Annotated in this window: 26 protein-coding genes and 1 pseudogene; 8 read left to right on the top strand and 19 right to left on the bottom strand. The window is 51.3% G+C overall.

Going from position 1 to position 24,035, the window contains the following annotated elements; all coding sequences use genetic code 11:
• Positions 1–213 precede the first annotated feature (213 nt).
• The 4 genes from AB1656_23640 to lipA all read right to left on the bottom strand — a co-directional run bounded on the left by AB1656_23640 (position 214) and on the right by lipA (position 4,676).
• The gene (locus AB1656_23640) at positions 214–1,947 is read right to left on the bottom strand and encodes a hypothetical protein (protein ID MEW6238388.1); all 1,734 of its coding nucleotides are present in this window, start codon (positions 1,945–1,947) and stop codon (positions 214–216) included.
• Positions 1,948–2,253: 306 nt separating this feature from the next.
• Complete coding sequence (locus tag AB1656_23635) at positions 2,254–3,234, bottom strand: hypothetical protein (protein ID MEW6238387.1); 981 nt, start codon at positions 3,232–3,234, stop codon at positions 2,254–2,256.
• Between the two features lie 95 nt (positions 3,235–3,329).
• Positions 3,330–3,725: a VanZ family protein gene (locus AB1656_23630; GenBank protein ID MEW6238386.1), complete on the bottom strand. Its 396-nt coding sequence runs from the start codon at positions 3,723–3,725 to the stop codon at positions 3,330–3,332.
• A 78-nt stretch (positions 3,726–3,803) separates the two neighbouring features.
• Positions 3,804–4,676 carry a lipoyl synthase gene (gene lipA, locus AB1656_23625; GenBank protein ID MEW6238385.1) on the bottom strand — a complete coding sequence of 291 codons (873 nt, stop codon included), beginning with the start codon at positions 4,674–4,676 and terminating at the stop codon, positions 3,804–3,806.
• Positions 4,677–4,910: 234 nt separating this feature from the next.
• Here lipA and AB1656_23620 point away from each other — a divergent pair, with 234 nt between their 5' ends.
• On the top strand, positions 4,911–5,543 hold the full coding sequence (locus tag AB1656_23620) for a prepilin-type N-terminal cleavage/methylation domain-containing protein (GenBank protein MEW6238384.1): 633 nt from the start codon (positions 4,911–4,913) through the stop codon (positions 5,541–5,543).
• A 169-nt stretch (positions 5,544–5,712) separates the two neighbouring features.
• Positions 5,713–6,516, top strand: coding sequence for an ABC transporter permease (locus tag AB1656_23615; protein ID MEW6238383.1), 804 nt, complete (start codon positions 5,713–5,715; stop codon positions 6,514–6,516).
• Between the two features lie 200 nt (positions 6,517–6,716).
• Here the strand turns inward: AB1656_23615 and AB1656_23610 are convergent, their stop codons facing one another.
• The 15 genes and pseudogenes from AB1656_23610 to sat all read right to left on the bottom strand — a co-directional run bounded on the left by AB1656_23610 (position 6,717) and on the right by sat (position 17,490).
• Complete coding sequence (locus AB1656_23610; protein MEW6238382.1) at positions 6,717–7,682, bottom strand: histone deacetylase; 966 nt, start codon at positions 7,680–7,682, stop codon at positions 6,717–6,719.
• Positions 7,683–7,740: 58 nt separating this feature from the next.
• Positions 7,741–7,890 carry a hypothetical protein gene (locus AB1656_23605; protein ID MEW6238381.1) on the bottom strand — a complete coding sequence of 50 codons (150 nt, stop codon included), beginning with the start codon at positions 7,888–7,890 and terminating at the stop codon, positions 7,741–7,743.
• Positions 7,891–8,013: 123 nt separating this feature from the next.
• Positions 8,014–8,187: pseudogene (locus AB1656_23600) on the bottom strand (type II toxin-antitoxin system HicB family antitoxin).
• 312 nt (positions 8,188–8,499) lie between these two features.
• Positions 8,500–9,123 (bottom strand): hypothetical protein, encoded by a 624-nt coding sequence (locus tag AB1656_23595; protein ID MEW6238380.1) that lies wholly within the window; start codon positions 9,121–9,123, stop codon positions 8,500–8,502.
• Between the two features lie 172 nt (positions 9,124–9,295).
• Positions 9,296–9,745: a DUF4231 domain-containing protein gene (locus AB1656_23590; protein ID MEW6238379.1), complete on the bottom strand. Its 450-nt coding sequence runs from the start codon at positions 9,743–9,745 to the stop codon at positions 9,296–9,298.
• On the bottom strand, positions 9,746–10,153 hold the full coding sequence (locus AB1656_23585; GenBank protein ID MEW6238378.1) for a TIR domain-containing protein: 408 nt from the start codon (positions 10,151–10,153) through the stop codon (positions 9,746–9,748).
• A gap of 124 nt (positions 10,154–10,277) precedes the next feature.
• Complete coding sequence (locus tag AB1656_23580; GenBank protein ID MEW6238377.1) at positions 10,278–10,493, bottom strand: type II toxin-antitoxin system prevent-host-death family antitoxin; 216 nt, start codon at positions 10,491–10,493, stop codon at positions 10,278–10,280.
• Positions 10,494–10,566: 73 nt separating this feature from the next.
• Positions 10,567–10,791 (bottom strand): hypothetical protein, encoded by a 225-nt coding sequence (locus AB1656_23575; GenBank protein MEW6238376.1) that lies wholly within the window; start codon positions 10,789–10,791, stop codon positions 10,567–10,569.
• A gap of 67 nt (positions 10,792–10,858) precedes the next feature.
• Entirely contained in the window at positions 10,859–11,080 is a 222-nt protein-coding gene (locus tag AB1656_23570) for a type II toxin-antitoxin system HicA family toxin (protein MEW6238375.1), read from the bottom strand.
• Positions 11,073–11,279 carry a type II toxin-antitoxin system HicB family antitoxin gene (locus tag AB1656_23565; GenBank protein MEW6238374.1) on the bottom strand — a complete coding sequence of 69 codons (207 nt, stop codon included), beginning with the start codon at positions 11,277–11,279 and terminating at the stop codon, positions 11,073–11,075. Before AB1656_23565 ends, AB1656_23570 begins: the two co-directional genes overlap by 8 nt.
• 109 nt (positions 11,280–11,388) lie before the next feature.
• Entirely contained in the window at positions 11,389–11,613 is a 225-nt protein-coding gene (locus AB1656_23560; protein MEW6238373.1) for a hypothetical protein, read from the bottom strand.
• Between the two features lie 130 nt (positions 11,614–11,743).
• Positions 11,744–13,777 carry an SLC13 family permease gene (locus tag AB1656_23555; GenBank protein ID MEW6238372.1) on the bottom strand — a complete coding sequence of 678 codons (2,034 nt, stop codon included), beginning with the start codon at positions 13,775–13,777 and terminating at the stop codon, positions 11,744–11,746.
• Positions 13,778–13,789: 12 nt separating this feature from the next.
• On the bottom strand, positions 13,790–14,347 hold the full coding sequence (locus AB1656_23550) for a CBS domain-containing protein (GenBank protein MEW6238371.1): 558 nt from the start codon (positions 14,345–14,347) through the stop codon (positions 13,790–13,792).
• A gap of 24 nt (positions 14,348–14,371) precedes the next feature.
• On the bottom strand, positions 14,372–16,039 hold the full coding sequence (locus AB1656_23545) for an ATP-binding protein (GenBank protein MEW6238370.1): 1,668 nt from the start codon (positions 16,037–16,039) through the stop codon (positions 14,372–14,374).
• A gap of 263 nt (positions 16,040–16,302) precedes the next feature.
• Entirely contained in the window at positions 16,303–17,490 is a 1,188-nt protein-coding gene (gene sat, locus AB1656_23540; GenBank protein MEW6238369.1) for a sulfate adenylyltransferase, read from the bottom strand.
• A 300-nt stretch (positions 17,491–17,790) separates the two neighbouring features.
• Here sat and AB1656_23535 point away from each other — a divergent pair, with 300 nt between their 5' ends.
• From AB1656_23535 to AB1656_23510, 6 genes are all read left to right on the top strand, one after another.
• Entirely contained in the window at positions 17,791–18,225 is a 435-nt protein-coding gene (locus AB1656_23535) for an arsenate reductase ArsC (protein ID MEW6238368.1), read from the top strand.
• A gap of 290 nt (positions 18,226–18,515) precedes the next feature.
• Entirely contained in the window at positions 18,516–19,445 is a 930-nt protein-coding gene (locus AB1656_23530) for an aldo/keto reductase (protein ID MEW6238367.1), read from the top strand.
• A gap of 195 nt (positions 19,446–19,640) precedes the next feature.
• A complete protein-coding gene (locus AB1656_23525; GenBank protein ID MEW6238366.1) occupies positions 19,641–20,654 on the top strand; it encodes a zinc-binding alcohol dehydrogenase family protein in 1,014 nt (337 codons plus the stop codon).
• Positions 20,655–20,668: 14 nt separating this feature from the next.
• Positions 20,669–21,499, top strand: a complete 831-nt coding sequence (locus AB1656_23520; GenBank protein ID MEW6238365.1) for an amidohydrolase family protein — start codon at positions 20,669–20,671, stop codon at positions 21,497–21,499.
• Between the two features lie 525 nt (positions 21,500–22,024).
• Complete coding sequence (locus AB1656_23515; protein MEW6238364.1) at positions 22,025–23,440, top strand: hypothetical protein; 1,416 nt, start codon at positions 22,025–22,027, stop codon at positions 23,438–23,440.
• 103 nt (positions 23,441–23,543) lie between these two features.
• Entirely contained in the window at positions 23,544–23,840 is a 297-nt protein-coding gene (locus tag AB1656_23510) for a hypothetical protein (protein ID MEW6238363.1), read from the top strand.
• Positions 23,841–24,035 lie beyond the last annotated feature (195 nt).

The raw sequence follows: 24,035 nt of genomic DNA, 5'->3' as shown, positions 1-24,035 counted from the left end.
GCTTGGGCATGGAACGGCGCTATTTCTCCGGCTTCTCTACGCGCGCCACCTACGACGCGAAGCCCCAGAAATGCCAAAATTCCCTCTCTTCCGCTGTCTTCTACGCCTCTCAATAGCCAAACTTCAGGCCCTCTCCCAGAGGGAGAGGGAATTTTAATGCGCATTCTATAGAGGACTTAGTTATACTCTTCCTGTCGTTATTTTCTGTTCTAATTAAAAGAGTTCCCATTCGGCGATGCCCGTATCGAATAAGGTCATCAGCGTATTGGCTTTCTCGTTCGAATATTGCAGCGCTTTGAAATTAAGGACGCTTTGACGGCTGTGGCAATCGGCGCAGGAGAGAGCGCCCTTTTTCTTGATGGCGTGATTCAGGCTTATAAAGGAGCCGGTAGCCGTCGTGGGATCCATGTCATTTATAAACATGGGATCGTTGGGATTATCCGGCAAATCGAGTCCCGCGGCGCTGCCGCTCCACATTTGGGCGCCGATGGCGATCAATTCTTCCGTGGTTTTGGACGCCGGATTCTGGCCGGAGAAGAGCATGTATTGCATGCCTAGCCCTAAACTAGCGGCGTCATTGATATTGCCTGTCTTGAAATAGTATTCCTTATTGAAAGCGAGCAGGTTGGGGAATTGGGCCAACACTCTCTTTTCGGCTTCCGTCAAACCTTCGGGGCGCATGAAGCCGAAGGCCTTCATTGGGCCTTCCATGCCTTGAAGAGCGGCCAGCATGGTGAATTTGGCGTCGAATTCCGGATCCATTCCGATGCCCTTGCGATCCATCGCCATGCCGCTGACGATAGGCCGAAAGGGGTAGATTTTGGCGTTGGGCGAATCTTTGCGCGCGGGCATGAAATCCCAAGCGTCCGGATCGTGAACGGGTTCGGCTAACATGCTGGAATTGCCGTTGAACCAGCGATAGGCGGGGCGTTGGTCGTAGGTTCCTTGATAGGCGGAATAAGGCTCCCAAGTTTGGGTGGAAAGATCAAATTGGGGAATCGCCGCTTCCGGACCTTCGGTCATACCATAAATCGGCGCCCAAACGCGGCGGCTGGCGCCGGACGTGTAAGGAATATGGCAGGTCTCGCAGGCGATATAGCTCGTATGCCGATTCAGGTCGGAATTGTCATGGGGGGATGACGTATGGCAATTGGCGCAATCGACCTCGACATCCTGCCTTTCCCAGCCGTGCATGTCGGAAACGCGCGATCCGCGGGCGATTTTATGATCCTTCACAAGGTGGCATTGAGTGCATTTCATCCCGGCGGCGGCGTGGACGTCGTGTTCCGGTTCGAAAGGTGTACCCCGCTTATAGGCGGGATCGGCTTGACCATGCTCATGGCAGCGATAACACGCATGGGCCGTAATCGGCGATCCGACGCTCTGGGCGGCGCGCAGACTGCGATCTTGATGCCAATATCGAACGCCGTTGGCGTCCGTCATCAGTTTTCTCGATCCGGCGAATTCGATCGATTCGTAAACGCCATCGCCGTTAGCGTCGTAATTGCCGTCAGAGGCGTGGCAGATGAGGCAATCGATATTGTCTTTTTGTTCCTGAGTGGGTTGGCCGGTTTGAGGATCGGGGAAGGGAAGATATTTTCCGATATGGCATTTGCCGCAGGACGACGAAATTTTATGGCCGCCGAAGTCGCCGGTGAAATTGACGATGGCGTTGCTGCCCACCAAAGCGCAGGCGCGATCGATCATCCCATGCGATCCGCCCCCCGGCCAGGCGACTTTGGAATTTTCCGTGCGCCACTGGTAATGCACGGTATTCATTACTTCATCAATCTTCTTGGCGTGGCATAAGGCGCAGGTCTTAGAACCTTCGTACTTCTGGATGAAATTCGAGTGATCCATGCCATAGGCATGGATCCCCAACATCCCGCTCAGCGAAAAAGCGATGGCGATCCATTGGATTTTTTGCGAGGCTTTGCGATTCGGCATTTTCTGACCTCCTCCTAATTATTTTCTTTTTTAATCGGGCATGATTTTAGCAATATGCCTATATAGCTATTTGTCAATATAGCACAATATGGATTGATTGGAAATCGGCAGGAAGAGAATAATGGAGAAAAATATAATTATTTTCTTGTATATTTTATAAATAATAAAATTTATATAATAAAAAGTGAGTATGAATATCCTATTGATAATAATGAATTTAAACTATGTATTTCCAATATAGACAAAAAAAGAGCGGATCAATAATCCATCCGCTCTTTTGTTATCTTATATAGAAAAATATCGAACTTAAAAGAGAGACCATTCACTCACGGGCGTTCCTGGAGTAAAGAGACGCCAGTCAACTCCATCCCACTCCCAGATATCGTCGTAATATTCCGCCGAATAATTTACGGGATCGGTAATAATTTCGCCGCCGTAAATCACAGCCACGGAACGATTGGGGTCATATCCCATCGCGAAGAAGCCGCGGCCGGCGTTGGGGGGAGAGTTGGCGGGATGTAGTTGCGTCCAGTCGGCGCCGTCCCAGGTCCAGGTTTGCTGGCCTTTGGCGAAGAGAACGACAACGCCGCGGGCGGAATCGAAGACCATGTTGAAGTCGCCTGGCCCGCATGACGGCGAATGTGCGGGCGATTTCTTCGTCCAGGATTGATTTTTCCAAATCCAAGTTTCCTGGCCGGTAAACAGGACGCCTTCGAGCCGTTTCTCGTCGTAAACGAAAACGGCGTCGTAGGCGGCGGGAGGATGAGGATTCAAATCCAACGCCGTCCAGCTGGAATCTTGCAGAATATAGGTTTTGCTGTCCGTTCCATTGCCGTACAAAAGAACGATCTTTCCTAAAGAAGCATCGAAAATCAACTCTGGATCGTAGGAGAACTCGTTGGGGAAGATCGGTTGATCGACGATTTTTTTCCAAGCGGCGCCGTCATAAGCGTACGTATCAGCCTGATTGGAGAAAACGCCGGTCATGGCGACCAGGCGCATGTTGATCGGATCGTAGGCGGCGCTGGTATGCGTCATGCCGATAGGCATATCCGTCAACGCGTTCCAACCGGCGGCGGAGAGCGCCCATACTTCCTGGTAAGCCTGCCAATTGTTCGCCTCGCCCCATCCGCCAAGCATCAATAACGATTGACTGGGCGGAAAATAAAACAATCCGCCGTCGATTCGTGCCGTAGGCTGGGCATCGGCTATCGATGGGAAAATGAAAATCGCCGCAAGAAAGAAAAGAGGAGTGATGAAAACCTGGAATCTTCGCCGAGTAAGCATATTTCGTCCCTCGCTAATGTATTATTTATGAGGAAAAAGCGCTAATAGTATAAAAAAAGAAAAGGTATTTTACTAGGATAATTTAAAGAAAGGGCTTATAAAATAACGTTGTCCTCCGGCAAGCGGCGCAACTGAATTGCCCATATAGCCAGACATACTAATATCGCTCCTGCGGCGTCGGCCGTTACGTCTCCCAGCGAAGGCGTTCGGCCCGGTACGAATCGCTGATGGATTTCATCTGAAACGCCGTAAAGCGTCGTGAAAAGGATGGAAAGGCTGAAAGTCAGATTCGTCGTTTTCGCCCATTCTCCCGCCACCCAGGCGCGCAATAGAAGAAAACAAAGCAAACCGAAAAGTATGGCGTGAACCGCTTTGTCGAAATAAAACATCCAAACCGGAATTTCTTGGGGGAAAGTAGACTGGGAAGAGAGAAAAAAGATAAGCGTCATCTGGGCGAACATCGGCAGCCAATAACGGAAGAAATAACGCATGACGAATCCTTCATTGAGAGATTGATAAACTTACTCCCACTTCCAAAGAAGGGGGAAAGAGGAAATAACAATTCCATCTTATTGGCTGCCGAGTTTTTTTCGAAGTGCAGCTTCATAGGCCCGCTTGGCGCGGTAGGAACTTCTAACCAATGGACCGGCTAAGACCGCCGCGAATCCAAGTTCCTTAGCGAAGGCTTCATATTCGGCGAATTCGTCCAGCGATACGACGCGCTCGACTTTGGCGTGGCGCGGCGTGGGGGAAAGGTATTGTCCGATGGTGAGGATGGCGCATCCCGTTTCACGGACTTTTCCGATAGCCTCGAATATTTCTGCTTTCGTCTCCCCCAAACCGGCGATGATTCCGCTTTTGGTAATGAATCCTTGTTGCGCTGCGCGCCGCAGAATGGCTAGCGAGCAGTCCCAGTCCGACCAGGGTTGAATGGTTCGATAAAGGTGAGGGACGGTTTCCACGTTATGATTGAGGACGGCGGGTTTCGCGAGTAGAACCCTATCCAACGCTTCCAGGCTTCCGCAAAAATCGGGAACCAACAACTCCACGAGACACGATGGACGAATGGCGCGGACGCAGCGTAGGGTTTCTGCGAAAATGGAAGCTCCGCCGTCGGGCAGATCGTCGCGATTGACGGAAGTAATGACGGCGTAATCCAGTTTGAGGTCGAAGACGGCTTCCGCGACGCGCTCCGGCTCCGAAACGTCCAAGCTGGACGGCTTTCCGTGCTGGACGGCGCAGAATCGGCAGGAGCGGGTGCAGATATTGCCCAGCAACATAAATGTAGCGGAACGCTCGCTCCAGCATTCGTACATATTTGGACAGCGGGCGCTCTGGCAGACGGTATGCAATTGTTTGGTTTCGACAATTTGCCGAACATCCTCGCAAGCCTGGCCGACGGGCAATTTAATTTTTATGGATGGATCAAGAATAGCAGGCATCGGATTCATTCCATTCATAAACCAGCGGTCAGCCTTTGGGATAAGTATATCTCGACTAAGTATATCTTAAAAAATAGAAGCGCGCCCTCGTCTTTTTACCCATTTTCCCCCTGCTTCCATCGTCTGTTTTTTTTTATAATTGATATTAGAAAATTGATTGCATCCTGCGAGAAAATATTGTAGTATTCCATCGGATTCCATGTCTTATATTCTTATATAAAGGGGAAAAGAATCATGTTAAAGTTCTATTGGAAAAGGGAAGGTTTCACATTAATCGAGCTTCTCATCGTTGTCGCCATTATCGGCATTTTAGCCGCAATCGCCGTGCCGAACTTTCTCAACGCCCAAGTTCGCGCCAAGGCGGCGAGAACCTTCGCCGATATGAAAATGCTCTACGACCAGGTGAACATCCGCCACATGGACGTCGGCCTTTGGCTCATTGACGGCAACGACGCCGGGCAGGGGCCGGAGGATAAATGCTCTTTGCGTGGAGGTTTTAGTTTTTGGGGCAAGACGCCCCTGCAGGCGGGAGTCAAGACCAACGGATTGGGAGACAATCATTGGAACGGACGCATCTGGGAACAATTGACTACGCCGATTTCCTATATCAGTTCCATCCCGCTCGATCCCTTCGCCAATGGTCTTTTCTACGGTTACGAGGATCGCGATTGCTCCAATACGATCGGCAGTCATTGGCTGATGTTCGCCGCCGGCGCCGATGGCGATTATGGGGACTGGTACACCAACCGCAAAGCCATGCCCTACAATCCCACCAATGGCGTCGTTTCCAATGGCGACGTCTGGAAAGCCATGAAACTCAAGGGGCATCTCTATAGCGAAATCGGTTTATTCGATACGTATTTTTAACCAAGTGGCGCACGTCATTTCGATTTCCTGCGGGCTGACAATTTCGGCGATTACGGTGAAGTATGATTTGCTTCTTTGGGAGCATTCGATTAACATATTCCAACCCGCGTAAACCATACGCCCTCTCTATCAAGCGAGGATTAGTGCGAAGGATAAAGGCCGCTGGAGCATGCCGCCGGAAAATCATGGAATCATCGCTTCTTCTTTGCAGCGGACGGGCGGCGCTCTAGCCTATATCGCCCGCCTGTGGACTCTTTTCGCCTCCGCCGCTTACTACGCCGTCATCGCTCCCTGGCGCCAGCGCAAGGTATTCCGTCGCCAGGCGACGTCAGCGATGATGCTGGAAGCGGGCGTCCGCTCTCTGCCGATTCTTCTGCTCATCAGCTTCCTCATCGGCGTTATTCTGGCTATGCAAAGCGCTTATCAATTGAAGAAATTCGAAATGGTGCAGATGGTCTCCGGGCTTGTCGCCGTCACCGTCTGCCGCGAAATCGGCCCCCTTATCACCGCCATCATCATTTCCGCCCGCGTCGGCGCCGCCATCACCGCCGAGTTAGGAACGATGGTGGTCGGCGAGGAGATCATGGCCTTGCAGACCATGGCTCTTCGCCCTATTCCCTTTCTAGTAACGCCCCGCCTCATCGCCTTAACGCTGATGATGCCTTGCATCACGGTTCTCGCCGATTTCATCGGCATGTTCGGCGGCTATTGCATCGGCGTCTTGAATCTCGATCTCAGCGGGGGGCAATATATACAGGGAACCGTCGACAACCTTACTCTCACCGATATATATACCGGACTCTTCAAAAGCATCGGATTTGGAATGGTTATCGCTTCCATTTCATGCCATGAAGGGTTGTCTGTGCAAGGCGGGGCCGAAGGCGTAGGCATCGCTACTACTCGCTCCGTCGTCTATTCCATTCTTTTCATTATCATTACCGACTTAATTTTTACGGCTATTTTCTATCTTTGAGAGCCTCTTGCAAAACTCTATAATTCCTCCCCCAAGACTGGGGGAGGTTAGGAGGGGTTGAGATAAGTCTAACAAAATCAACCCCCCTCTAACTCCCCCCAATCTTGGGGGGAGAATTTTAAGACGGATTTCATTAATTTTGCAAGAGCCTCTTTGAGATAAAAAGGCGGCGCCTGCTTCGCTCGATCCACTCTACGCGGCTAATCGCTTTTTTGGGTTGCTTCTTTCCCCACCATCGCCCGGCAATGCGCCGAGGCGGAGGCGGCCAGTGCGGTCAAGTTGTATCCTCCTTCCAGAAACGAAACCACGAATTGGGCTTTGCATCGCTCGGCGAATTGGAGGGCGATTTCCGTCAACGCCGTAAAATGCTCCTCTTGCAAAAGCCAATTGCCCAATGGATCGTCTTTATGTCCGTCGAATCCGGCGGAGATTAATACGATCCCCGGCTGAAACGCGGCGGCAATCTCCTCCAGCGCCTTTGAAACGGCTTCTACAATCCGCTTTGGTTCGGTTAAGGGAGGAAAGGGCAGATTGCGCGTATAGCCTTCACCCTTTCCCTTGCCCCTTTCGCCGGTCATGCCGGTTCCGGGATACAGCGGATGTTGATGGGTGGAGAGGTAATAAACCTCGTCGTCTTCATAAAAAGTATTTTGTGTTCCGTTGCCGTGATGCACGTCCCAATCCAGGATCAGCGCTTTGCGGATTCCATGTTTTTGCTGCGCGTAGCGCGCGGCGATGGCGATGTTGTTGAATAGGCAAAAGCCCATAGCCCGGTTGGCCGAAGCATGATGTCCCGGCGGGCGCGACGCGACGAAGGCGCAACCGGATTTCAGCGAACAGACGGCGTCAATGGCGGAGAGACCGGCGCCCGCCGACAGCCTCCCCGTTTCATAGGAAGCGGGGCTGACGATCGTATCCGGGTCCGCCATGCCGCCTCCCTTCGCCGCTATGGACTGGATATGCTGGATATGCGCGTCGGTATGGACAAGTTTCAGTTCCTCAGTTTCCGCCAGCCGCGGTTCCCGCCATTCCAACTCGCCCTCGGCGAAATCCTGGCGTAGCCGCTGCGCAATGGCGTCCATCCGTTTGCCGTTTTCGGGATGAGAACCGGTATCGTGATCTTTAAATTTTGGAGAAAAAAAGACCAGCAAAGGTTTCGCTTTCATGCTTTTCTATCCCGATTTAGTTCAGAATGGCTGCGCTTCGCTTTGAGCCAACCCTTTTTTAAGACTTAATCCCAACGCGCGCAAGATCGGCCATAGCCAACCGCACTAGCGGACGCTCGACGAATACCCGCATGATGGCGGTTTTATCAGGACGGTTGATGAGGTAAGGCTCATCTAATGATTTGGGATTATGAGATGATGGGTGCATGACGAATTTCGCTTTATGGACTTACAACCGATCATATTCATCCGGTTCCACATCCGCCACTTTTGCCATTGCCGCTTCGAACTTCGCTCGATCCCCGCGCTTTGCTTGATCTTCTTTGTGAAAGCGAGTTTGAATCTCCAGTGGCGAAGCTGTTTCGAAAAACAACTCGATGGCTTCAAGAAGATTTGAGCGGGCTTCCTCGACTGTATCGCCCTGACTGGCTATATCCAGTTCTGGGCAGATCGAAACGTACCCGTTCCCTTCGCGCTCGATGATGGTTGTAAGTTGCTTTCGCATGGTTTTTACTCCAAAATTTCCGAATAGTTATTCCTCGGTTTCGCGCACCAAACCTTAAGCTACAGGAGCGGACCTTCGGGACATTATCGGCGGTCGCTAACACTCCACCGCGCATCCCAACGCCGTTTTGGGAGTCCTGTTTTCCATCGTTGTCGACTTCAGCATCTCGGTATTATTCAGTTCCGACCGATAGGCCACTTATCGGTTCGGGAGGGACTTCTGACCAAGTATCACCGGAAAGTATCGAGTCGGTGGTGGAAGAACATTCGGAAAAAAAAGGCTGGTTGTGACCGCTATCAATGCGAGAGCAAATCACCTCAATTGCTGTACTCCTACGGCTCTATCAACTCCTTCGACTTTCATCTTCCATCTAGCACCTGACTTATATATCAAAACATCAGGCATGAAGGCGTAGTGGTAGTGATAGTAGTATTCGGACTGTTGCCATATTTGCCCGTTCATCAGTTTCACGATGGTTTCTCCCTCCCATCCCTCGAAGTCCCCGTCGATCTTACTCTCAATTACAGACGGAATTGAAGGAGCGATCTGAGACGTATCACCTATTGATTCGTATCCGGTGGCGATGAGGCGTAACGGGATAAACCCTCCGGGGGATGGCTCAACAAGCATTACCGGAAGAACGTCTTCCTTCCTCCATGTGTTGCCTATACTGATCCCTTCACGCGGTACAAAGCTACCAATACTTGGTTTCACCAAAAGCACTGGTTTCACCTGGGGCTTAGGCCAAATGTTTCCAATCGAATTGCCTTCCGCTGGCTCGAAGCCCCCAATACTAGGTTTGACGATAACCACTGGAATTACCTCGGACTTCTTCCAGCTCACACCTATTGCTGCCCCCATTGTAAGACCGCACACACCTATCAGAAAAGGGACAGCAATTGCAGACGTGCGAAGTCTTTTGTAGAATTTATTCATCTCATATCTCCTTGCTGCCCAACAATGATTGTATAGATCGTAGGATTGGTCGCGTTGCTTGATTCATCAATTATTATATCCATTAGAAACTGATGGACCACAAAATATGACCCATCCTGCTTTAATTACCTATATAGATTGAAACGGAATAACGACTAATCGGAGCAATGTGTTAATTTTTTTCCGTTTCTTCTTCCTCTTCTTTTCTTGTATGAATTGCCACCCACAATGTATTTTCACGTGATATCAGTGTTTCAACCCTTTCTACGAGGAGTTGTTCTTTGTCTTCAGCTGTAGCATATTCACTTATCTCAGCATCATAAAAATATTTTTCTTTTTTTAAAGTTTCTGATATTGTTCTATAATTTATCCAATTTTCTTGAAACTTGAAAGTCTTTAATGCGGATGTGGCAATTGCTAAAATAATCGATAATATTGCAGTAAACCACTTGTATTTATCTGGCATTGATATAACCAATACTGGAACAGAAGTTGAGATAACAATTGCCCCCCATTGAAACCATTGATAGTATCGTTTGTTCTGAGAAGACCTATTGCTATACCATCTAATTTGGTCTTCATATCGTTCTTTTAAGTATTGTTCGAATTTTTCATTTTCCACTTATGCAAGCCTCCTAATTTCACTAACAATTGTTGGAGTATTCCAACCACAAATTGCATTTGCAGTATCTTGAATTACTTGCGGCATTTTCGTTGCACTCCAAGGACTCACTCCCAAAATAGGCTTCCTCAATTGCTTAGCATAATCGATCTCAAATTGAATCCAATCACTATACGCAACGTACATGCCGCCAAGAATAACAACAACTTCTACAGGGCGAATTTGCTGTCGTAGTTCTTCCGCCAATTTTTTATTATTACCAGCATCAACAGGATCATGTTCTGGTACACTATAATTTGAATATACAAAGTTTGGTTCCTTGTTTAAGTATTCAATTAATCGATAATAATCATCATTATATTTCCACGCATGACTGATAAAAATTTTGTAACGATGTAACTCTGGCATTTTCATTTCTCCTTTTTTCGAGTTTAACACTAAATATATTTATTAGAAGATCATAATCACGCCGTTTTACACATCAATTTTTCATCTTCTTCAAAAATCGCTAGGTCACAAAACATTCCCCATCCTACTTTTTAGCGATCGACTGCCGAAGATGCGCCGCATTGGCTGGATTCGACAAGAGATAAGCCGTTTCTTGCCAGGCGTTGAATTCGTCTAGGGGTATGAGGACGATTTGCTGACCTGCTTCCGTGGCGATTATGGCTGGTTCGGCGTTCGAAACCACCTTAGCAATCAGCGAATCAAGATCGCGCTTCGCTTCATCTATTGTTACTACGTTCATGATTCACCTTATTTGTTGCTTAGTATTCGATATAGAAAACCGATGGGTCAAAAAACATGATCCATCATACTTTTTACGATGCGCCTGCTTTCTTAGGAATCCCCGCTGCGTGCAAAATGAGCCGCAGCGCCTTGTTGACGGCCTCATCGAAGGGGAACGCCTGCGCCAAATCCGGCTCTAACACGGCGAGATTGCTGCCTTTGCGCCGTGCGGGGGCGTACCGTCCTTTAGGCATAATCGACAGTTGCGAGAGATCGTATTCTTCCTGCAAATCGTAGTCGTCATTGGGATTTTTCATAAAATCGCCGCTCTTTTTTCGTGGCCTTTCTGGCCCTAATAATGCGGATGGCTCCCTATTTGCAGTGTCATTTATGAAGAGCCTTAACAAATTCTTCGACGGAGACGCCGCCTTGTTTGAGTACGCCAGACAAAGTCCCAGTCTTGAGTTCTTTATGATCGGGCACGACGCATCCTTGCGAGCCTTTACGCATCACAATGTGGCTGCCCCGCTGTCGGGCAACGGCAAAGCCAAGCGTTTGCAAGGCGCGCACGGCATCGGCTCCGGAAACAATGGGCAAGCTAGGCATGAGTCGGAACTTCGAAGGTAGTCAGCAATGGGCGGCCTGTCGGCGATAGCGGAAATTCTTCAAGGTAGAGTTCCGTCGCCTCGCGCAGATTGGCGACCGCTTCCTCAACGGTATCACCCTGAGAGGTCGATCCGGTTTCAGGATTCATTGCGACAAATCCGCCTTCGTGAGCGGGAATCAATACAGCGGTCAATTCCATTGTATTCTCCTTCAAATATTCCTGTCTGACTGTCGCGCCGTTTAACCCATCAGTGATTATTTCCATGAAAAAAACCGCTAGGTCAAAAAACATGACCCATTCTAATTTTCTAGCTGTCTGCCTGCTCCGTTTGTTCAGCCGATTTTTCGTAAATTTCCATAGTCTTACGGCTTACCTCTTCCACGCTTGCGTCTTCCCACAAGGTTCTTTGCCATTGGGTATAGTCGAACGGTTCGCGCTGGATTAAGGCGATAAACCGCTCGGCTCCTACGCTTCCCAAGGATTTTGTAAGCGCTTGAAACCCTTTTATTTTTACTTCTGTATCCGTAATCATAAGTTCGAATTCATATCCATAAAAATCTGATGGGTCAAAAAACGTGACCCATCCTACTTTTTCAGTTAACATTATAGCACTAACAACAAAGAATACAATCGCGAATTTTACATCGATTTATTCCCGCCCCTCAAAACCCTATCCAGCGCCAGTAGCCGAAAATCGTCCAGCCCCAGAGGACGGCGAAGGAGAGAATCAGCACTACGAAGCCGTGCTTGAAGAAGTCGCCCAGCGTTACCAGTTGCTCTCCTGTGACCGGGTCTTTGGCCAGGGCGTAGGCGATGGCGTTGTTGGGGGTGCCGATGATGAACATGTGCGCGAAGGAGGAGGCGAAGGAGGTGGCGAAGCCCACCATCCATACCGGCGTTCCCGAAATGATCGCCATGGGGACGGTGATGGGGCCGATGGCGGAAACCGTGGCGCCGTCGCTCATGAAATTCGTCGTCAATCCCGTAAACAGGCTGGTGGCGATGGCTAGTCCTTCGCCCGCGTGCATGTATTCGGGAAGAAAGTAGATAAACCGGTCCGCCATGAAGAGCGCTGCGCCGGTGGAGGCCAATCCCTTGCCCAAAGCGCAGGCGCTGGCGTAAAGGGCTACGACCTCCCATTGGATCGCCGCAATGTCCCGCCAGCGCAAGATGCGCATGACGTTGAGTATCAATATGCAGAGAATGACGGGACCGCCCAAGCCGAATTTTTCGCTGCTGGATACCCACAAGAAGACAAGCAGGATCAACGCGGCGGCGGTAACGTATTCCTTGCGGTTCATGGGGCCGATTTTTTGCGAAGCTTTGACGACTAAATTGGAAATGTTCAAGTTTTTTACTTGGCCTTTAGTGCGATACCACAAGTGAAAATACACCGCGATGGCCAGCGCCATGACCGGCACGAAGGGTAGTCCGTATTTCACCCATTCGCCAAAACTGGGCGCGCCGCCGTATTCCGAAAGAATGCCCAGCATAACGGCGTTGCGGCCACCCGCCGCCGGCGAGCCGGGACCGCCGCCGTTGGCGGCGAAGCAGAGAGCGAGAACGAACATGACGGCGAGGCTGCGGTCTTTTTGAAGGCCCGCCTCGCGGATCGTGGAGATGTAAACCATCATGAATAGCGGCATGAGAAAGGCCACCATAGCGTGTTCGGAAACGAAGGAACAGGAAACGCCTAAGAGAGGCAGAAAGAGATACAAGAAGCGCGGCAGGGATTTGGAGGATTGGAGCAGCAAGACTCCGATGCGCCGGTCCAGGCCGGTTTTGCTGATGGCCTTGGAAAAAGCAAGCACGCCGAAGATGAAGATGACGGCGTCCTTGGCGTACGATTGGGCGATATCGTCCGGCTGCAGCACGTTGAAGAAATACATGCCCACGCCGACGAAGAGCGCCGTAACGCCGATGGGGATGGCGCCCGTCGCCCAAAATAGCACGGAGACGACCAGGACGCCCAACATGACTTGCGCGCGGAACGCCGCCTCCGTATCGGTCAATGGCCGGGCGACGGTCTTCCCGTTCGCGCCGATGGCGCTCTTGTCGAGTTTGGAGGACTTGCTGTAATAGCCGGCGATAGTCTCTCCCTCTTTGAGTTTGCCGTAACTTGCGTATCCGAGGTTGAGGTCCGTCATATTGCCCGTTTTCGGGGCGGAGAGAATTTCCATCAATCGCGGCGGGGCCGGAGTAAAGACGATAGCGATAAAAAGAATCGCGCCCAGGATGATGAATCCCGGCCGGGAATTGTGCGCTCCCTTCAGCCATTCCAGCCAGGTTCCCGTAACGGCGTGGGGAATCTCATGCCGCTCCATCGCCCGCACTTTTTCCACGCGGGCCTCTTCGACAACCTTGATTAAATCTTCCACTTCGCAAGGTTTTTGCAGATAGCTGAAGGCGTCGTGCTTTCCCGATTCCACGGCGGATTCCATGGTGCCGTGGCCGGTGAGCATGATGACCTGGATTTCCGGACGGAAGGCTTTGATCTCTTTCAGCGTCTGCTCGCCGCTCATTTCCGGCATCTTGCGGTCCAAGACGACGATATCGATATCCGGGGCGCTGCGAGCGGCTTTGACCGCATCCGCCCCGTTGCCGACATCGATGGTTTCGTATCCCCGCAGATTCAAGCGGCGCGCGAGCGACTTGCGGAATTGTTCCTCATCATCGACGAGAAGAATCTTCGACATTCGCGATCTCCTTTACTCAGTTCCATTCGATTTTTTCAGGATGGTTTCGGCGGCGGCGTGAAATAAATCCGAGAGCCGGAGAATTCCTACGATCTCCCCTTGGCTAGTTACGAGCAGAGAGAGCGTTTGACGCATAACGAACTGGTGGACGGCGTCGGCCAGGGAAGCGTCCGCATCGATGCCTTCGTCAACCGGCTGCATGATTTTCTCCACGCCGATCGAACGCGCCCGTTGGCATAAGAGATTGAAATCCTCCTGCCAGAAGCGGAGATTGTCGATCATCCAATCAAGAAATTCCGGTCCCAAACCGGCTTTATCGAGATTTTCCCGATCTCCCAAGAGATTGAATCGCGGCTCCAGGGCTTTTAAAAATCCGAGCTGCCCGATTTTTCCCACAACGCGTTGGTTATGATCCACGATCAAAACCGCCCGATAGGGTTCGCGATCCGAAGCGGCTTTCGCCTGGGATTCGTAAAGCGCGCGGATGGCGTCGGTCAAGACGGCGTCGATTGACGCGCAGGGATATTCGTTGATGGGCAGCATTAAGTCTTTCACGCGTTCAACGTTCATCTGGTTTGCCTTTCTTGTCTCCATTCACCCTTCCAATTCGGATTTGCGCATCGGCAAGGCGACAATGAATGTACTCCCTTTTCCCAATTCGCTTTGTACTTGCAGGCTTCCCCCCATATTTTTCACAATTCCAAAACTGACGGATAGCCCTAGGCCTGTCCCTTTGCCTACATCCTTGGTCGTAAAAAACGGCAGAAAGATTTTATCGATCGCCTCGGGCGGAATTCCTTTGCCGGTGTCGGAAATTTTTAGATGAACTTCCTTGTCTTCCAAACTAGTCTCGACGGCGATTGTTCCTGGCGGTTTTATCGCGTCAATGGCATTTTTCAATAAATTCAAAAGAACCTGGCGCAATTGATTGCCGTCGAGGAAAAGAAAAGGATCTTCCAGCCGGTAATTGCGGACGAATTCAATGCCGGAGAGGGCCAGTTCGTTTCCCAACAGTCCATCCGCCACATCGTCGATCAAGGCGTGAAGGTTGCAGGCTTCCGGGTGGAAATCCGATTTGCGCGCGAAACTGAGCAGCTTGCGGGTGATGTCGCGGCAGCGGAACGCCGCCTGACGGATTTCATCAAGATGGGAAAGCATTTCTTCCTGCGAGGCTTCTTCGCCGAATTGGGGATTCATCAGATCTTTCATTAATCCCGCCTCTTCGGCGACGATGGCTAAGGGATTATTGATTTCATGGGCGATTCCCGCCGCGAGTTCCCCCAACGAAGCCAGCTTGGAAGCATGCTCCAACTGCGCCTTGGTCTGATCCACCTCTTTTTGAAATTGAACTAGATGCCATCCCCTGATCAAAATCACAACGATCAATAATAGGATCACGGCGAGAGAAACCAATAGCATTCCCCAATAAGTACCGCCGAGATGAGCTTGGCTTCCGGAATCGTCCGTTTGGACGATTAGCGTCCAGTTGGCGATGCGCAGCCAGGAATAGCCGTAGGGAACCAACCGGCCGTTCATCCAGACTTCTTTCGTTCCATTTCGAGGCGCGGTCGGCGGCAAAATGGCCGAGCTGTCCAAAAGAGTTCCCAAGCGCGGCTTGACCATCTGATAGTAGCCGTTCTGGTTGACGATGGAGACGAAAGCGCCATTGGCGTCCTGGATAGTAGCGAGATACTCGTAAATCTTCGCGGGGATTAAAGTTGTTTTCAATACGCAGTATTGTCCATCGATCGTTCGGCTGACGGCGAGGGTGAAATGGGGCGTTTGCCGGAATCCCAAATAAATGTCGGTGATGATGAAGCGCTCTTTCTTCTCTCTCAAAGAGATATACCACGGTTCGGAGGCGTAGTTTTTTTTTTCCAATTGAGGATAGGGGCCGGAATAGGCGATTTGGAGTCCCGCCGGATCGAAGAAGCCGATATCTTCAAAGGCGTCGCTCGCGTTTTTCAATTTCTCCAGCGAGTTTTTTAAGGCGTCCGAAGAGGGAGGGATTTCGAGCTTGGGATCGTCGATCAGTTCGGCGAGGTTGGCAATTCGTTCCCGCAGAAATAGGTCCAGAATATTCGCTTGGTATTCGGCGATGGATTGCAGATGATGAAGGCGGCTCTCCCGGATGAGGGCGCGGTATTGAAGATGAAAATAGATTGTGAGCACGATCAGGGGGATCAAATAAGTAACGATCAACCGGATGACGGTTTTGAAAGCTAAATTCTTATAATAGAGTTCGGAACGCAGGTTGGTCACAAGCCGAATCCTATATCCGGTGGTTGAAAAACGTCTAAATCCCCTTATTTCAAAAAAGAAAAATCAAGAAACCGATATAGTATAGAAACGAATATACTTGAAAATAAAAAAGGAAAAAAGCGCGTTTTCGAAAAATGACCATCTCTTTTTTTCGTAAGGGCTGCCATGTGGATTTGTTTAGAAAAGAGCCAGTCTTCAAAGCGAAAACAAAAAGGCCCGCGGGATTTCTCGCCGCGAGCCTTTTGGGATTTCCGCTGGAAGGATCAAGCTTCCGATTGATAGTATTTCATAAGAATTTCAGCCACTTCCGGCCGTGCGAATTCCGGCGGCAGCGCTTCGCCTTTCGAGAGCATCTCGCGCACTTTCGTACCGGAGAGTATGATGAAATCCTCTTTCGTATGATCGGGAACGTCGCGCATCATGACGACTTTGTTCAATTTTTTGGACCAGGCGGTATGATCGGCCTCGAAAATCTCGATTTCCAACGCGCCCTTGGGAACTTCCTCATGGAAGATCGTCTGTGCGTCGAAGGGACCGTAGTAACTGCCCACGCCAGCGTGATCCCGGCCTACGATAAGATGCGTGCATCCCGAATTCTGGCGGAAAATGGCGTGCAACACCGCCTCGCGCGGTCCGGCGTAGAGCATGTCGAAGCCGTAGCCGGTGATGAGAACCGTATTGGGCGGGAAATACAATTCTACCATCTTGCGGATTGAAGCGTCGCGCACGTCGGCGGGGATGTCGCCTTTTTTCAATTTGCCGAGCAACATGTGAATCAAAATGCCGTCGGCCTTCACGGCGTCGTGAGCCATGCGGCAGAGTTCTTCGTGGGCGAGGTGCATGGGGTTGCGGGTTTGGAAGGCGACGATTTTGTTCCAACCCAGTTTTTGCATCTCTTCGCGGATTTGATAGGCGGTGCGGAACGTTTCCGGGAACTCCTTCTCGAAGTAGGAAAAGTTAAGAACTTGGATGGGGCCGGATATCAACATTCGGCCCACGGAATGGAAGGCGGCGACGCCGGGATGATTCGGATCGTCGGTGCGGAAGATTTTCTGCGTCATCAGCGCCATATCCGCGTCGCTAAATTCCTCGATCGCCTCAACGTCTTGAATGGCCAAAACGGGATTCCCTTCCACGTTGGGATCGCGCAGAGCGATTCGTTTCGCGCCCTTGATGGAGGAAGCGTCTTTGACGACGTTGATAATGGGAACAGGCCAGAATAAGCCGCACGTCGCTCTCATGTTTTCCGCAATGCTGAGGGAATCCGCACGATTCATAAAGCCGGTCAGGGGATTGAAATAACCGCTGCCGAGCATGACCGCGTTCGCCGCCGCCGCCGAACAAACAACGATGGAAGGCAGCCCTTCCGCTTCTTTCAACAATTCCGCGCGTTTTCCCGCATCCTGGACGAATAGGGGATTCAGTTTTTCCGATCCATGAGGTTTTATCATTTAACCCATCTCCTTGATAAAAATAGAATAATTTCGAACGAAAGGAATCCTTCCGTTTAAGCCGAATAGAATACCGTCTTCCTAATACATTCATTCATAAATACGTTAACAAAGCGCACTACTTGGGGAGCGTTATATCCCATTCGCTTGCTTTCAACCGTCGATAAAACGGCGGAAGCGCATAAAATTAAAAAAACAGAAATCTACAATGCCTACTATATATCATGGTTTGGCGATTTCTCCTAGTCCGCCGCCGATCTATAATCGATTTCATGGAAATTTAGAAGGCAGGAATCCAAAATGAAAGATGATCCGCTAAAACTCAACGTTCTTTTTCTCTGCACGGGAAATTCGTGCCGCAGCCAAATGGCGGAAGGCTGGGCGCGGCGTTTGCTCAACGACCGTGTGGAAGCCTACTCCGCCGGTATCGAAACGCACGGCCTCAATCCACTCGCCGTCAAAGTCATGAAGGAAGCAGGCGTCGATATTTCCAGCCATTGCTCGAAACGCGTCGAGGAACTGGGAAACGTCGATTTCGATTGCGTCGTTACCGTCTGCGGCCATGCGGGAGAGCATTGCCCGGTCTTTCCGGGAAAAACAAAAGTCATTAACGCCGGGTTCGACGATCCGCCGCAGCTAGCCCGCCATGCGAAAGACGAAGAGGAAGCGCTCTCCCACTATCGCCGCGTTCGCGACGAAATCCGCGCCTTCGTGGAACAGTTTCCGTGGGAGTGATATTGCGGATGATTGCGCCTGAATATCGCGAATTTTCGAATCGCGGATTTCTTGGATTCTTTTGGATATCGCGGAAAAATCTTGAACGCAGCGCGATTCCTTTCGCCAACTGTTTTTAATTTCTTTTTTTTTCGTGTTCTTCTTTTTCATTTCGTGCTTTCGTGATTCAAACGACGAGGGTAAGAGATTCCTTTCATTTCCCATTGCGCTAATATGAGTTAAAAAATGACGTTGCAGACGTGCTGATGTCCACGCCCGTTCGTTTCGTCAATTTAATTCGAGGAACAAGCATGGAATACCGCGTATTAGGCAAAACTAGTTTGAAAGTTTCGGCGTTGAGTTTTGGGGCGTCATCGCTGGGCGGCGTCTTTCGGCCTGTCGAGGAAGCCGAAGGAATCCGCACGGTTCATGCGGCGCTGGATTTGGGAATCAATTACATCGACGTTGCGCCTTACTACGGTTTGACCAAGGCGGAGACTGTGTTGGGCAAGGCGCTGAAAGATATACCTCGCGGACGTTTTTATTTAGCGACTAAGGTAGGACGCTACGGCGCGGATCAGTTCGATTTTTCCGCCCAACGCACTATGGCGAGCGTGGATGAAAGCCTCAAGCGGCTAAAGGTGGATTACGTAGACGTGATTCAATGCCACGACGTGGAGTTCGGTTCGCTGGATCAAATTGTGGATGAGACGTTGCCCTCCCTCGAGCGGCTTCGGGACGCGGGAAAAGTGCGCTTCATCGGCATCACCGGCCTGCCCTTGAAATGCTTCAAAATCCTATTGGATCGAGCGGAATTCAATACGATCCTTTCTTATTGCCATTATTCGCTGAACGATTCGGCTCTGGAAACGATGATACCCTATTTCAAAGAGAAAAACGTTGGCATCATCAGCGCTTCTCCCTTGTCGATGGGACTATTGAGCGACCGGGGCGCGCCGAACTGGCATCCCGCTTCGCCGGAAATCCGGCAAGCCTGCGCCAAGGCGGCCCAACATTGCTACGCCAAAGGTTCGGATATCGCCAAACTCGCCGTACAATTTTCCGCCGCCAACCTGGACATCGCAACAACCATTGTTGGAACCGCCAATTCGGAGAATATCCAAAAGAACATCCAATGGATCGAAGAGCCGATGGACGAGGAATTATTGGCGGAAGTAAATGCCATCCTCGCTCCGATCCACAATCGAACCTGGCCCAGCGGCTTGCCGGAAAATAATTAGGTTCTCATGTTTGGATTCTATGGAGTTAACCGTTTTTCCATCCCAGTCTTGAAAGGCTATTATAAAATGCCCCTTTCAAGGGGCAAACGGTAATAGCCCGCCGTTTCAACGGCGGGTTGACTTTCCATCCTTAAGGGTGGCAAGGGCAAGGTCTTTTTTGCCCTTGAATAATTCCTGTTCCAAAGGATCGTTTCTATGAAAACCCTTTTCTTGGAAAAACCCGGCGAGTTGCGTTTGCGAGAGACGCCCGCGCTGGAGACTCCGCCGCCAGGCCAGGCGCTGGCGCGCGTGCATCGCGTTGGCATCTGCGGCACTGACCTGCACGCCTTCGAAGGGACGCAGCCGTTTTTCTCGTATCCTCGCATCATCGGCCACGAACTGGGCGTCGAAATCGTAGCCGTCGAATCAAACGAACGCGGATTGCAAGCGGGAGACCGCTGCTCCGTGGAACCCTACTTAAATTGCGGCGAGTGCATCGCCTGCCGCCGGGGAAAAAGCAACTGCTGCGCGGACATGAAAGTGATGGGCGTGCATGTGGACGGCGGGATGCGCGAGTTCGTTCATATCCCCATCGCCAAACTGCATCGCTCCCGAACCCTCGGCTTCGAACAATTGGCGCTGGTGGAAGCGCTGGGCATCGGCGCCCATGCCGTCTATCGCGCCGGTTTGGAAGAGGGCGAGATGGCGCTGGTTCTGGGATTGGGACCGATCGGCTTGACCGTCGTCCAATTCGCCAAAGCGGCGGGGGCGCAAATCATCGCCGCCGACATCAGCGAGAAGCGCCTGCAATTCTGCCGCCGCATGATGGGGATCGAGCATGGCTTAAACGTCAAAAACGGCGAACTGGCGCAAGTGCGGGATATCTTCGGCGATCTTCCCACCGCCATCTTCGATTGCACTGGCAATCCGCAATCCATGACCGCCGCTTTTCAATACGCCGCCAATAGCGGACGTTTAATCTTCGTCGGCTTCTATTCCGGCGATCTCACTTTTAACGATCAGGAATTCCATCGCCGGGAATTGACCGTCATGGGCAGCCGCAATGCCTTGGGCGGCGACTTTCAGCGAATCATTCAACTTATGGAAGAGGGCAAGATCGACGCCAAGCCTTGGATCACGCATCGCATCCCCTGCGATGATATCCCCAAAATGTTTCCGCGCTTGCTCGATCCCGAAGCGGGCGTATTGAAGGCTATTGTGGAATGGTGAGGAGTTCATCGTCTATGAAAATCGACTCCCATCAGCATTTTTGGTGGTACAATGCCCAGGAATACGGCTGGATCGGGCCGGAGTTGTCCATGCTGCGGCGAGATTTCCTCCCTCACGATTTGGCGCCGCTGTTGAAGCAATCCGGCATCGGCGGCAGCGTCTCCGTCCAAGCGCGGCAAACGCTGGCGGAGACGCAATGGTTGCTCGATCTGTCCGACGAGCATCCCTTTATTCGCGGAGTAGTAGGCTGGGTGGATTTATGCAGCCCGCGAGTCGAGGAACAGTTGGAGCGCTTCGCCGCCCATCCCCGATTTCGCGGCGTTCGCCATGTGCTCCAGGACGAGCCGGACGACCGCTTCGCCCTGCGCGATGATTTTTTGCGCGGAATCGGCGGCTTGGCGCAGTATCGGTTAACCTACGATATTCTCGTTTTTCCCCGCCAACTTCCCGCAGCGCTGGAACTGGCGCAACGCTTTCCCGAACAGCCTTTCGTTGTGGATCATATCGCCAAGCCGCCCATCATAACGGGTAAGATCGATTCTTGGAATCTGAACATCCGCCGTTTGGCGCAACATGAAAACATCTATTGCAAAGTATCAGGCCTAGCGACGGAAGCGGATTGGAAGCATTGGAAAAAAGAAGATTTCGCGCCCTATCTGGACGTCGTCTTCGAATGCTTCGGGACGAAGCGGATTATGCTGGGTTCGGATTGGCCGGTTTGTACTGCGGCGGGAGAGTATGCGGAGATTATGCGAATCCCCGCCGATTTTATCGAACAACTGTCATCGGACGAACAGGCGGATGTTTGGGGAACCAACGCCAAGCGGTTTTATCGTTTGGAATAAGGATCGTCAACTCCTTTTCCCTCGCCCGCTGGATTGATCTTTACCCAGAAGTTAAGTGAAACGTTAATGAACAGCGATTTTACTTCTCTCTTGCCGCGTTTTCGAATCACGAAACCACGAAAGGGCGCGAATTTCACGAATTATTGAATCACGGATTTCATGGATGATTTGGATTTCACGGAGAAAAACTTTTCCAAGCGTTATTCCTGGAGATTATGGTGGGGCTCGCTTCGCTCGAGCCACCCTACCCAACTTCGTGATTCAATCCAAGAAACGCTATTACCCCATTATAGTCATCCTTTAATCTATACCATCTTGATTCGGACATTCAAGCAACTATTAAAATCAACTGAAATAAAGCAGTACTCACTTGCCGGACGAACCAAATTTCCTGATGAATTTTATCAATGCGATCTTGAATTTAATCCCTTTCGGCGGCATAACGGGAAAGAGCGATATGTTTGCAGGCAGCCGCAATACAATAAACAATTCATCTTTACTTTGGAAAGGATTGCGTGAATTAAAATGAGCTTCATGGAAAATTTTTCCTTGGATGCGAGCGGGGCGAAGGTTCTCTTCGATGCGGTTCCGCCGGATTGGCGAACAGGGATGGAATCGGCGTTGACTGAAATTCAGAAGGGATTTCAGTCTGAAGATAAAGAAGGCTACGCGTCCCTGGTTAAGCGTCTGCGCGCTTGGACCTGGTGTCATAAGACGCCGCCGGATCATCGGGATTACGCTTCTCTCTCGCGCATCGCCGAAATCGCGCGCCGGATCAAGTCGGAAGCGCAAGCCTTCGTTACCGTAGGCATCGGCGGCTCCGATCTGGGTTCGAGGACGCTGCACGATCTGCTCGATCATCCCTATCACAACGGGATGGCCGCCGCCGGGAAATTGCCGGGGATTCCGGAAATTTATTTCACCGGAGATACCTTCGATCCTCTGCGGCTGAGCGCCTTATTGGAAATGCTCAAGGCGCGCGGTCTACTGGATAAAACTATCATCAACATCGTGAGCAAAAGCGGAACCACCGCCGAAACGGCGCTGGCGGGCATGATCCTGGCGGATGCGCTGGGCGGCGATTGGATGAACCGAGCTGTTGCAACCACGGGCCTTTCGCCCAAGAGCCTGCTCTACCAGATGGAACAGAGCGGCAAGGGGAAATTCATGGCGGCGCTGCCGGTTCCCGACGGCGTCGGCGGGCGCTTCTCGTTCGCGTCTCCCGTCGGGCTGCTGCTGCTCGCCGTCACAACGCCCGGCGATCCCGAAGCGCGGCTGCGCGAGGCGATGAACGGTTATGGCCAGGCGCACGAGGCGTTTCTCTCCGCGCCCCCGGATAAGAACATCGCCTGCCGGCTGGCGGGATATCTCCATGCGGCGCGGGCGTTTTGCGGCAAGAATTCCGTCGTCTTTTATCCTTATTTCGACAATAGCAAACTAGGCGACTGGTTCGTACAGTTGTACGAAGAATCTTTGCAGGAACGCGGCTCCGGCTTGAACGTGATGGCGGCGACGGGACCGACGGGCAACCACTCCTTACTCAACGGCATTGTCAATGGCGCGCGCGATAAAGCGATTCTCTTCCTGGAGCCGATCGATTTCGGCGATTCCCTGACTGTGCCGAAAGACGCTCCCTTGGAAGGCAGTTTGGAGATATTCAAAGGCGTCTCCTTCGCGGCGGCGCAACGGGCTTCTTTGCGGGGAACCATCCAGGACTTTACCAGCCGGGGCGTTCCTAACGTCGTTCTGCGATTTCCTCGGCGCGACGCGGCTTCTGTCTTCGCGCTGATGCGGATTTTGATGGACGCCGTCGCCGTCAAAGGACGTTTGAAATCGCTGCATATCGATCCCATCGCCGGGACGCGCAAAGTGGAGGACGAAGACACTTACACCCAATCCGGCGTCGAGGGCTATAAGCAGCGGATGCGGGAGAATCTTTGAGGTTTTCTTGAGAAATGACGATCGTTTTGCATACAGGAAAAAGTACGTCGGCGTCCGGTAACCGCCTCCTCCCTGGACGCCGCCATTATGATAGGAACGTCTCATGCCTGAAAAAGAAAGACCGACGCTGACCGAATATGACGCCTTGGAGATTTGGCGTTGTCCGCAACTGGGCGGCCCCGTTACGTTCGAATATTGCCGCCGGATGAACGCCAGGCTGCCCTGCCATCAGCTGATGCGCTGCTGGGAGAAGCGGATGGACATTCAAACGTATTTAAACGAAAATTTTTCCAGGAAAGAGATCGGCCATGCTTTCTCCTCGCCGCCTCCCAGCCGCATGGGAACGATATTCGACGTATTGAAGCAAGTGGCGGAAGGGAGGACGGGGGAGGGGAAGTGAAAGCGTTTTATACCAACATGTATTAAGATTGTTGTTTTTAAATTCCTCTCCCAAGATGGGGAGAGGATCTGGAGTTTGGCTGTTTACTAGATAGAAATAACAGGGAGTGAAATTTTCGCTTGATTTTTCACTCCTTTTCTTGTATCCTATTATCTAGTTATATGACTAGATATCCCTTTCGGAGGCGATCTCATG

Source organism: Candidatus Omnitrophota bacterium (assembly GCA_040755155.1).
Taxonomy (GTDB): domain Bacteria; phylum Hinthialibacterota; class Hinthialibacteria; order Hinthialibacterales; family Hinthialibacteraceae; genus JBFMBP01.
The sequence above is the reverse complement of the archived record's forward strand: the minus strand, read 5'-3'. Positions and strand labels throughout refer to the sequence as shown.

Bases quoted from the DNA above. Each gene is read 5' to 3' on its own strand.
- AB1656_23510 (MEW6238363.1), top strand. From the start codon at position 23,544: ATGCCTGAAAAAGAAAGACCGACGCTGACCGAATATGACGCCTTGGAG.
- AB1656_23585 (MEW6238378.1), bottom strand. From the start codon at position 10,153: ATGCCAGAGTTACATCGTTACAAAATTTTTATCAGTCATGCGTGGAAA.
- AB1656_23640 (MEW6238388.1), bottom strand. From the start codon at position 1,947: ATGCCGAATCGCAAAGCCTCGCAAAAAATCCAATGGATCGCCATCGCT.
- lipA (MEW6238385.1), bottom strand. From the start codon at position 4,676: ATGCCTGCTATTCTTGATCCATCCATAAAAATTAAATTGCCCGTCGGC.
- AB1656_23595 (MEW6238380.1), bottom strand. From the start codon at position 9,123: ATGAATAAATTCTACAAAAGACTTCGCACGTCTGCAATTGCTGTCCCT.
- AB1656_23530 (MEW6238367.1), top strand. From the start codon at position 18,516: ATGGAATACCGCGTATTAGGCAAAACTAGTTTGAAAGTTTCGGCGTTG.
- AB1656_23630 (MEW6238386.1), bottom strand. From the start codon at position 3,725: ATGCGTTATTTCTTCCGTTATTGGCTGCCGATGTTCGCCCAGATGACG.
- AB1656_23620 (MEW6238384.1), top strand. From the start codon at position 4,911: ATGTTAAAGTTCTATTGGAAAAGGGAAGGTTTCACATTAATCGAGCTT.
- AB1656_23605 (MEW6238381.1), bottom strand. From the start codon at position 7,890: ATGCACCCATCATCTCATAATCCCAAATCATTAGATGAGCCTTACCTC.
- AB1656_23575 (MEW6238376.1), bottom strand. From the start codon at position 10,791: ATGAAAAATCCCAATGACGACTACGATTTGCAGGAAGAATACGATCTC.
- AB1656_23525 (MEW6238366.1), top strand. From the start codon at position 19,641: ATGAAAACCCTTTTCTTGGAAAAACCCGGCGAGTTGCGTTTGCGAGAG.
- AB1656_23610 (MEW6238382.1), bottom strand. From the start codon at position 7,682: ATGAAAGCGAAACCTTTGCTGGTCTTTTTTTCTCCAAAATTTAAAGAT.
- AB1656_23560 (MEW6238373.1), bottom strand. From the start codon at position 11,613: ATGATTACGGATACAGAAGTAAAAATAAAAGGGTTTCAAGCGCTTACA.
- AB1656_23555 (MEW6238372.1), bottom strand. From the start codon at position 13,777: ATGTCGAAGATTCTTCTCGTCGATGATGAGGAACAATTCCGCAAGTCG.
- sat (MEW6238369.1), bottom strand. From the start codon at position 17,490: ATGATAAAACCTCATGGATCGGAAAAACTGAATCCCCTATTCGTCCAG.
- AB1656_23580 (MEW6238377.1), bottom strand. From the start codon at position 10,493: ATGAACGTAGTAACAATAGATGAAGCGAAGCGCGATCTTGATTCGCTG.
- AB1656_23565 (MEW6238374.1), bottom strand. From the start codon at position 11,279: ATGGAATTGACCGCTGTATTGATTCCCGCTCACGAAGGCGGATTTGTC.
- AB1656_23615 (MEW6238383.1), top strand. From the start codon at position 5,713: ATGCCGCCGGAAAATCATGGAATCATCGCTTCTTCTTTGCAGCGGACG.
- AB1656_23635 (MEW6238387.1), bottom strand. From the start codon at position 3,234: ATGCTTACTCGGCGAAGATTCCAGGTTTTCATCACTCCTCTTTTCTTT.
- AB1656_23550 (MEW6238371.1), bottom strand. From the start codon at position 14,347: ATGAACGTTGAACGCGTGAAAGACTTAATGCTGCCCATCAACGAATAT.
- AB1656_23570 (MEW6238375.1), bottom strand. From the start codon at position 11,080: ATGCCTAGCTTGCCCATTGTTTCCGGAGCCGATGCCGTGCGCGCCTTG.
- AB1656_23515 (MEW6238364.1), top strand. From the start codon at position 22,025: ATGAGCTTCATGGAAAATTTTTCCTTGGATGCGAGCGGGGCGAAGGTT.
- AB1656_23520 (MEW6238365.1), top strand. From the start codon at position 20,669: ATGAAAATCGACTCCCATCAGCATTTTTGGTGGTACAATGCCCAGGAA.
- AB1656_23535 (MEW6238368.1), top strand. From the start codon at position 17,791: ATGAAAGATGATCCGCTAAAACTCAACGTTCTTTTTCTCTGCACGGGA.